The following is a 9,829-nucleotide window of genomic DNA, read 5'->3' as shown; positions in this document are numbered from 1 at the left end:
AAAAAGTTCAATCAGCTACCGCGTCAAAGTTTGATTGCTAATAAAAAGTGAGGTCAGGATCTTTTGTCCCAACCTCACTTTTTATTAGAGTCGATTTCGAAAAACTTCGTACATGAGAATGGCTGCAGCGACGCTGGCATTGAGGCTCTGTACGTGCCCATTCATTGGAATAGTTATCATCTCGTCCACTTGTTTTTTGATGTTGCTAGAGATACCTTTGCCTTCATTTCCGATGATGAGAGCAATCTTTCCTTTGGTATTCCATTTGTGGCAAGGAGTTCCATTCATATCAGTTCCAAAAGTCCAGAATCCTTCGTCTTTGAGTTTGTCCAAGGTTTGACTGAGATTAGTGACTCGAGCAATAGGAACGTGTTCAATCGCACCTGTTGCTGTTTTTGCTACGACAGGAGTAACACCGACAGCTCGATGTTTGGGAATGATTACACCTGAAACATTGGTTGCATCCGCTGTTCTCAAGATAGAACCAAGATTATGTGGATCCGTTAAACCATCAAGGATTAGTAGTAGTGGGTTTTCTTCCTGGCGTGTCTTAGCAAGAATCTGCTCAAGTTCAGTGTAGGCAAATTCAGAAACGCGCAAGACAAAACCTTGGTGAACAGCTCCTTCAGTCATCTCAGAAAGTGATTTTTTAGAAGTCCAAGAAATGGATACTTTCTTTTCAGTAGCCAGTTCTTTAACCTTTTCTACATTCTTTCCTCGTAAATCTTCCTGAAGGTAGAGTTTGTTTCCAGTATTTGCTAAAAGAGCTTCTGTGACGGCATGAACGCCATAGACAATATCGTTTGTTTTCATATCTTCATTATAACACAAAATCCCGTCTTGCAACGGGATTTTCTTTATTCAAGAATGAGCAAACCATCTTTAACTTCAAATGGATCTTTTTCATTGATACGATCGTAGAACATAATGCCATTTAAGTGGTCAATTTCGTGTTGAACTACGATTGAGTTGTAGCCTTTTAGTTTGATGCGGTGCTTTTCTCCATCCTTATCAAAATAGTCGACAGTTACTCGAGCGTGGCGGATAACATAACCTGGAACAGCACGGTCAACAGACAAGCAACCTTCCCCTTCGCCTAGGGCAGCATCTTGGACTGAATGTGAGACGATTTTAGGATTGTACATAACAGCTTGTAAGTCATAGGCTTCTTGAGGAGTTTCCCCTTCCTCAGTGATATTTGGTACCAGTACGGCGATGATGCGTTTTGAGATATCCAGCTGTGGTGCAGCAAGACCAACACCTCCACGTAAACCTAATTTTTCAGCCATAACAGGATCTTGAGAGTGTTTCAAAAATTGCATCATTTTTTCTCCAAGAATGATATCTTGGTCGCTCAAGGGGAAAGAGACCTCCTCGGCAACGGCACGTAGGGTTGGATTGCCCTCGCGGATAATATCTTTCATATCGATTAAATGAGCAGCTTTGGTAATTCGTTCTATAGCAGACATATTCTTTCCTTTCCTTCCATTACAATTACATGATAACACAAAACAGATGAGAAAGAAAGTCACAGAAGTTGCTAAAAAATAATATAATAAAAGGAAATACCTATTTGTCTGTGGTATAATAGAGTAAGAAATATGACTTTGAAATTATGGGAGAAAATATATGGAACAACGTAGTAGTAAAAGAAAAAATGGTCCCGTTTTACAAGCTATTAGACATTCCGTTCGATTTTTCAGGAGCTATAAGCAGTGGAACAATCGCACTTTTATTGTAGTCTTGTTAGCTTCGGTAGCTGTCTCGATGATGCTTACTTTATTAGTGGAAGGAGCTCGAGGGATTTCTTTAAGCAGTAGTGATCCAAGTGCCGTACACCAAGAGTCAAGTTCTCAGGCAAATAATGCAGATACGGAGCAAGAAACAAGTGCGCGTATCATGGCAAACGGTGATTTGCTCTATCATGACATTATCTACATTTCAGCCAAAAAATCAGACGGCACCTATGATTTCCATGAAAATTTTGAGTATGTAAAACCCTGGCTGAAGCAAGCTGACTTAGTCATTGGTGATTTTGAAGGAACTGTAAATAAAGACCACTATCTTGCAGGATACCCCTTGTTCAATGCACCTGGTGAAGTTATGGATGCTATAAAAGATGCAGGCTATCAAGTGCTAGACTTGGCTCACAATCATATCTTGGATTCTCAGATTGAGGGAGTGGTATCAACTGCGGATGCTATTGAAAAGGCAGGAATGACACCGGTCGGGGTCTATACCCATGAATCACGAGATAAGGCTCCTTTAGTTATCAAGGAAGTTAATGGTATTAAAGTTGCTATTTTAGCTTATTCCTATGGTTTTAACGGCATTGAACAAAGCATTTCACAAGAGGATTATAATCGTTATCTTTCAGACTTAGACGAAGATAAAATGAAGGCTGAAATTGAACGAGCAGAGAAGGAGGCGGATATTACAATTATCATGCCTCAGATGGGAGTTGAGTATCAAATTGAGCCGACTGAGGAGCAAAAGAAACTTTACCATAAAATGATTGATTGGGGAGCAGATATTATCTTTGGTGGTCACCCTCACGTTGTTGAACCAGCTGAAACGGTTGAAAAAGACGGTGATAAAAAGCTTATCATTTACTCTATGGGGAATTTCATCTCAAATCAACGGATTGAAACCATGCAGGATGTTGAAAATGCCAAGTGGACGGAACGTGGAGTTCTCATGGATGTGACCATTAAGAAGAAATCTGGTAAAACGACTATTGAGACGGCCCAAGCCCATCCAAGCTGGGTGAGTCGAACTCCAAAGGGAGGCTATTCTCCAGAAGGCTACCCACTCTATCTTTACCAAACTTATATCCTGGAAGACTTTATTGAGGGCGGGAAATACCGTAGTCAGTTAGACGAGGCCACCAAGCAACGGATTGATACAGCCTATAAAGAAATGAACGAGCATGTAGGTTTGAAGTGGTAGTGACATTAAAAGAGGAGCAAGATGGGTATTAAGATAATAGCGACGGATATGGACGGGACTTTGTTGGATCCTCAAGGACAACTGGATCTACCTCGACTAGAGAAAATTTTAGATCAGCTAGATCAGAGTGGAGTTCGTTTTGTCATTGCAACGGGAAATGAAGTTCATCGAATGCGACAATTACTGGAACATCTAGCAGATAGAGTAGTTCTCGTGGTTGCTAATGGTGCTCGTATATTCGAAAATGATCAATTGATTCAAGCTCAGACCTGGGACGATGCTATGGTTGATAGAGCTTTGGCTCATTTTAAAGGCAGAGAGTGTCAGGATCAGTTTGTCGTAACTGCTATGAATGGGGGTTTTGTAAAGAAAGGCACTGTCTTTACAGAACTTGATAAATTCATGACTCCAGAGATGATTGAGAAATTCTATCAACGGATGCACTTCGTCGATGAATTTGACTCTAAACTCTTCGGTGGTGTTCTCAAGATGAGTATGGTTGTTGGTGAAGAACGATCCGATTCGGTTTTACAGGAAATCAATGACTTATTTGATGGGCATGTGCGAGCTGTCTCTAGTGGATATGGTTGTATTGATATCTTACAAGATGGGATTCATAAGGCTTGGGGCTTAGAAGAATTGCTCAAACGTTGGAACTTAAAACCCGAACAAATCATGGCTTTTGGAGACAGTGAAAATGACATTGAAATGTTAGAGTTGGCAGGTATTTCTTACGCAATGGAAAATGCAGAGGATAGAGTCAAGGAAATTGCGACAGAAGTAGCGCCAGCTAACAGTCAGGCAGGTGTTTACCAAGTTTTAGAAAACTGGCTAGAAGAAGGAGAATAACTTGGCAGTACAACTATTAGAGAACTGGCTCTTGAAAGAGCAGGAGAAAATTCAAACCAAGTATCGTGAACTTAATCAAATCTCGGTAATTGAGCCAGATATCATTTTTATCGGGGATTCTATTATTGAGTATTATCCCTTACAAGAACTACTTGGTACATCAAAGGCAATTGTGAATCGAGGCATTAGAGGCTACCAGACCGGACTTTTACTAGATAACCTTGATGCCCACCTCTATGGTGATGCAGTGGATCAAATTGTGATTTTGATTGGGACAAATGACATTGGAAAAGATATTCCAATGAATGAAGCACTGAATAATCTCGAGAGTGTGATTCAAACCATTTCTCGCGACTACCCACTGTCACAGATAAAGCTAGTTTCCATCTTGCCTGTCAATGAAGGTGAGGACTTTAAACAGACGGTTTATATTCGTACCAACGAGAAAATCAAGGCGTGGAACCAAGCCTATCAAGACCTTGCCTCTGCCTATATGCAGGTTGAATTTGTGCCTGTTTTTGAGAACTTACTAGATCAGAAAGGTCAACTCAAGTCAGACTTCACAACAGATGGCCTTCACCTCAGCGTCTCTGGTTACCAGGCTTTATCAAGTACTCTAAAAAAATATATTTTCTAGATTGATTCGCTAACGTGAGATAAGTTTAAGAATCATAAATAATAAAAAAATTTTTCTTGTAGTCATAAAAAAGTGATAAACATTCACTGTGGTCTATAAGTTGAATTTTTTGTTTTTATTATAAATTACCTTGAATACTAGAGTCTCTTTGCTATATAAAGTAAAAAGAAGGAATAAAAATAGAGATTTAGATATGTGAATTTAACATTTACAGCTATTAAATATTCTGTATAAATGCATATTATACACTTCACGGATATAGTTTTGGAGTATCGTTATTCTTGCTATAAGTCCTGTAGTATGGTATACTTTTAGCGTTACTGGTAATGTGGGAAGACCATTTTCTTTTTTGAAAAAAGTCAATAAACCTACATATTATTAGTTAAAATGTTAAAAAAGGAGAACTTATCACATGATAAGAAGAGAGCAACAACGATTTTCTTTAAGAAAATACAAAGTTGGTGTCGCATCAGTTTTCTTAGGAACGACCCTTAGCTTCATGATGGCTAATGGTGGTGCTGTAAATGCTGCTGAGATTGTAGCAAAGCAAACTGCGGAGAATACTGAACTAGTCGACAATAACGACAAGGAAAAGTTGAAAGAGCCATCAACGGATGTGGCAACTTCAGCTAATTCTGAAACTTCAGAAGTTAAGTCAGAAACATCAACACCTGAAGTTAAGTCTGAAGAAGTAAAATCAGAACCAACTGAAGTAAAATCTGAAGAAACAAAAGCTGAAAAACCTGAGGAAAAAACATCTGTTAGTCCTGAGGCAAAACCAGAGTCTTCTAAGCCAGTAGCAACAACTGCTTCAAAAGCAAAAGAAGTTGTAGTGGCTAAGCCTAAGGCAGAAGAAAAGACTGAATCTAAATCAGAGGAAAAATCTGAGCCTAAAGCAGAACTTTCAGCTGTTGCTGAGGCAACAAGCCTTGATACAAATGCTAGTGCAACTAATGTTGAAGCAAAACCACTAGTAGATACAGAAACACTAGCTTTGGCAGCTGAAAATACGGTAAATGCAGGTGCATTAGCTACAAATGGTGGTCGTCGCCGTAATCGTCGTGCTGCAACTGACCATAACACAGAAGCAATAGCAACTACAACTACACTTAAAGATGGTGAAACAGCAGATCCAGATATGACAGATCCTGTTGGTGCAACTGTTAAATCACAGGATGTACCTGTTGGATATGCAAGAAAAGAAGGAGATGTTTATACATATAGTATCGTAGATCTTACTAAGTTTAATGAACGTTATGGAACAAAATACTATACTCGTGCTTATAAGAACTTTGATTCTTCTACAGATACAACAGTTGAATTGATTGATAAAACTACTGGCAGTATAGTGGAAACTAAAATAGTTACAGCTACAAGTGGAACTCAAAAATTTGCGACTACTACAACAGCTTCTAGAGGAGAATTAACTTGGCAAGTCGGTTACGACAGAGGAGCCGGTAGTGGACCTGGTAAAACGGATCAGCCATTTATTCAATTGAGTTATGAAGTTGGGAAGAGTATAACTGATTTAGTGGCAGCTGGACACAATCTTACTCCTACAGAAAAAGTTTTATTTGATGAGGTTTATGCTGCTCGTAGATCAAACGACGTTATTAATGCTGTTGAACCAGCGTATAACGGACGTTCCATTACAGAAACGAATGCAAAGATTCCATTAGTAGTTGAAAAAACAACTTATTATCGAGTAGTTGATAAAAACAATCCAACATTTAATGCTAATAAGACTGATAAAAATGTTCAAGATTACGTTGCAAATGGAAATGAAGTTGACTTAGCTAAATACACTCTTAAAGCTATGGAAGGTCAGAAGTTTACAGCATCTGGCGAGCGTCAATTTGATGGCTATAAATTGTATCAAACAGCTGATGCAAACGATAAATCTGGTTATGTCAGTCGTCCTTATACTGTTGGGACGAAATTTATGGATGCAGACCGTTATGGTATTAAACGGATTAAAGAAATTGTCGGTGAAGATGGAACAGTTGTTGTCCGTGTTTATCTTCTTGATCCAAAACAACAAAGCAAACGTTCGGATGGTTCATTAAGTACTGATGGCTATATGTTGCTAGCAGAGACTAAACCTATAAAACCAGGTAATTATAATACACAAGACTTAGTTGTTAAGAAAACACCACTTCATACAATTGCTTTTACGGATACTAATGGTGTAAACTATCCAAATGGTAAAGAAGTTGAGTTTGGCTTCCAAACAGCTGCAGGTTACACACCGAAGAAAACAGTATTTGTACCGTTCTTGGGGGATGGTATCGGTCACTCTTCTGCAAACTCTCAATTGGAACGAGGAGTAGGGGGGATCGGTGTAAACGTAGACTTGCTCAATACATTAGTACCGTATAAACAACCTATCTACTACTATGTTAAAGTGGATCCAGTAACTTATACACCTGAAGTAAGCAAAGTTCTTGATGGTCGTACTTTAAGCGACGGTGACTTTAGCTTTACTCTTAAACAAGAAGGTGGTACACACCAAGAAACTGTTACCAACAAAAATGGTAAGGCAACCTTTAGCCAACTAACATTCGAAAAACCAGGTACTTACACTTATAAGATTACAGAAGTTGCTGGTTCGGATACGAATGTTGACTATGATGGTATGGAGGTTACTCTTACAGTTACCGTTACACAAAATGCTCAGGATAAACTAGAAGTTGAAGCAGTCTATACATCAACAGGTGGTCATGCTGAGGGTGAGAATGACAAGGTCTTCAACAACTATGTTGTAGCTCCAGTTAAGACTAAGTTTGACTTCAGTAAGGCTCTCGCAGGTCGTGAATTGAAAGCTGGTGAGTTCACTTTCCAATTGAAAGATTCAAAAGGAACTGTTCTTCAAACTAAGACAAATACTAAAGCAGGTGTTGTAGCCTTTGATGATTTGACCTTTGACAATACACAAGTTGGTACTCACAAGTATACTGTAGAAGAAGTTCAAGGTTCTGAAGCAGGAATGACTTATGACCCAATGAAAGCTGAAGTAACGATTACTGTTACTAAAGAAGGTCACGTTCTTAAAGCAACAAACACACTTCCTGCAGATACAGAGTTCAACAATACCTTCACACCATCTCCTGTTAAAGTAAATCTTGAGTTTGATAAATCACTCTCAAATGGTAACTTGAATGCAGGTGACTTTAGCTTCACTTTGACTGGTGATAACAATGTTAATGAAACTGTAACAAATAAAGCTAATGGTAAGATTAACTTCAGCGAATTGTCATTTGATCAAGCGGGTGTCTACAACTATACTGTTAAAGAAGTTAAAGGCGATAAAGCTGATGTAGACTACGATGCAATGACTATCGCAGTTAAAGTAACTGTAACCAAAGATGCAAGTACTGGTCTTTTGTCAGCTAAAACTGCAATGACCTCTACTGGTGGTGAAGCAACTGGTGAAGATGATAAAGTCTTTAACAACCATGTAGTGGCACCAGTAACAGCTCAATTTGACTTCAGCAAAGCTCTTGCAGGTCGTACACTTAAGGCTGGTGAATTTAGCTTTGTATTGAAAGACAAAGATGGCACTGTTATCCAAACAAAACAAAATGATGCCGCTGGTAAGGTTAAATTTGATGCCTTGACATTTACAAATGCTCAAGTTGGTGATCACAAGTACACTGTAGAAGAAGTTATCCCAGAAACAAAAGAAGCTGGTATGACTTATGACACCATGAAGGCTAACGTGACAGTTACTGTTACCAAATCAGGTCATGCACTTACAGCTGTAGCAACACTTCCAGCAGATAAAGAATTTAACAATACCTTTACCCCAACTGCAACACAAGCTCAATTCAAGTTCACTAAGAAACTTGAAGGTAAAGAGCTTACGAAGGATGCCTTCACATTTGAATTAGTTGAAAATGGCAAAGTCATCCAAACTAAGAAAAATGCGGCTGATGGAACTATCCAGTTTGACGCAATTTCTTATGATAAAGAAGGTTCTCATACATACACTGTACGTGAAGTAGCTGGTACTGACACAAACATTGACTACGATTCAATGAATGCAGAAGTAACCGTAACAGTTACGAAAGATGCTTCAACTGGCCTCCTGAATGCAGCAGTTACGATGCCGGATGATACTGAGTTCAATAACTACCATGTAGCTCCAGTCGTTGCAAGATTTGACTTTACTAAGAAATTAGCAGGTCGTGAACTTAAAGATGGCGAATTTAGCTTTGTTCTTAAAGATTCAACTGGTCAAACTCTTGAAACAGTAACAAATAAAGCTGACGGAACTGTAACATTCTCTGAATTATCATTTGATAATACTAAAGTTGGAACTCATACTTATACAGTAGAAGAAGTTATCCCATCTACTAAAGAGCTTGGTATGGCTTATGATACTATGAAAGCAACAGTCACAGTTGAAGTTGCTAAGAATGGTCACACCTTGACTACTGTAACAAACGTAACATCAACTGGCGGTGTCAATGCTGATGGAACATCAACAGAAGGAACTGATGATAAAGAATTCAACAACAAGATCACTCCTCCTGAAACACCTGAATTCCAACCTGAAAAATTTGTTCTTAATAAAGAGAAATTTGACATTACAGGAACAAAACTTGTAGACGATGATGATGAATTGGCTGATGAGTACACTGCTACAAATGCTAACCCATACGCAGATGGAACTTCAAACAACGAAGCAGAAAACATCAATACCAAGACTGTTGAACGTGGTGATAAACTAGTTTACCAAGTATGGTTGGATACGAAAAACTTCACTGATAAAAATAACATCCAATCTGTTGGAATCTCTGATACCTATGATGCAGAAAAATTAACTGTTAATGCTGCTGATATTAAAGCTTACGACAGTGAAAGTGGAGATGACGTAACTGATAAGTTTGACATCAAGGTTGAAAATGGTGTCATTACAGCAACATCTAAGACTTCTGTAAACAAATCATTGGGTGATGCGGATAATACACAAGTTATCGATACAACTAAATTTGCATTTGGTCGCTACTATAAATTCGATATTCCAGCGACAGTTAAAGCTGACGTTGCAGGTGGAGTGGACATCGAAAATAAAGCCAACCAAATCGTTCATGTTTATAACCCAGTAAGCAAATCTGTTGAAAAACCAGAAAAACCAACTCAAAAACGTGTGAACAGCGTACCAATCTCAGTTGAATTCAACTTCACTAAGAAATTGGAAGGCCGTGAGTTGAAAGCTAACGAATTCAGCTTCGTCCTTAAAGATTCAACAGGTAAAGTTGTTGAAACAGTAAGCAACGATGCAGCAGGAAACGTTAAGTTCTCAGCTCTTACATTTAAGAAGGGTCAAGAAGGCGTTCACAACTACACAGTTGAAGAGGTAGCTGGAACAGACGCAACCGTTACATACGA

At 38.7% G+C, this 9,829-nt stretch carries 6 protein-coding genes; 4 read left to right on the top strand and 2 right to left on the bottom strand.

Annotation, left to right across the window (positions count from 1 at the left end; all coding sequences use genetic code 11):
* Window positions 1–84: 84 nt before the first annotated feature.
* Window positions 85–813, bottom strand: coding sequence for a 23S rRNA (guanosine(2251)-2'-O)-methyltransferase RlmB (gene rlmB / locus ADM33_RS08890; protein WP_000855759.1), 729 nt, complete (start codon window positions 811–813; stop codon window positions 85–87).
* Between the two features lie 44 nt (window positions 814–857).
* Window positions 858–1,469: a peptide deformylase gene (def, locus tag ADM33_RS08885; protein WP_001272935.1), complete on the bottom strand. Its 612-nt coding sequence runs from the start codon at window positions 1,467–1,469 to the stop codon at window positions 858–860.
* Window positions 1,470–1,629: 160 nt separating this feature from the next.
* On the opposite strand from def, the gene ADM33_RS10980 reads away from it, so the two are divergent.
* From ADM33_RS10980 to ADM33_RS08860, 4 genes are all read left to right on the top strand, one after another.
* Entirely contained in the window at window positions 1,630–2,949 is a 1,320-nt protein-coding gene (locus tag ADM33_RS10980) for a CapA family protein (RefSeq protein ID WP_080982720.1), read from the top strand.
* 21 nt (window positions 2,950–2,970) lie between these two features.
* Entirely contained in the window at window positions 2,971–3,798 is an 828-nt protein-coding gene (locus tag ADM33_RS08870) for an HAD family hydrolase (protein ID WP_049504624.1), read from the top strand.
* A gap of 1 nt (window position 3,799) precedes the next feature.
* Window positions 3,800–4,435: an SGNH/GDSL hydrolase family protein gene (locus tag ADM33_RS08865; protein ID WP_049504623.1), complete on the top strand. Its 636-nt coding sequence runs from the start codon at window positions 3,800–3,802 to the stop codon at window positions 4,433–4,435.
* A gap of 412 nt (window positions 4,436–4,847) precedes the next feature.
* Window positions 4,848–9,829: Spy0128 family protein (locus ADM33_RS08860; protein ID WP_049504621.1), on the top strand; the 4,982-nt coding region annotated here is incomplete at its 3' end.

It is taken from the genome of Streptococcus oralis (genome assembly GCF_001075875.1).
GTDB classification, from domain to species: Bacteria; Bacillota; Bacilli; order Lactobacillales; family Streptococcaceae; genus Streptococcus; species Streptococcus oralis_I.
Note: the sequence above shows the minus strand (reverse complement) of the source record. Positions and strands in the feature narration are given on the sequence as shown.

Coding starts and splice junctions, on each gene's coding strand:
- rlmB (WP_000855759.1), bottom strand. CDS start 813: ATGAAAACAAACGATATTGTCTATGGCGTTCATGCCGTCACAGAAGCT.
- def (WP_001272935.1), bottom strand. CDS start 1,469: ATGTCTGCTATAGAACGAATTACCAAAGCTGCTCATTTAATCGATATG.
- ADM33_RS10980 (WP_080982720.1), top strand. CDS start 1,630: ATGGAACAACGTAGTAGTAAAAGAAAAAATGGTCCCGTTTTACAAGCT.
- ADM33_RS08870 (WP_049504624.1), top strand. CDS start 2,971: ATGGGTATTAAGATAATAGCGACGGATATGGACGGGACTTTGTTGGAT.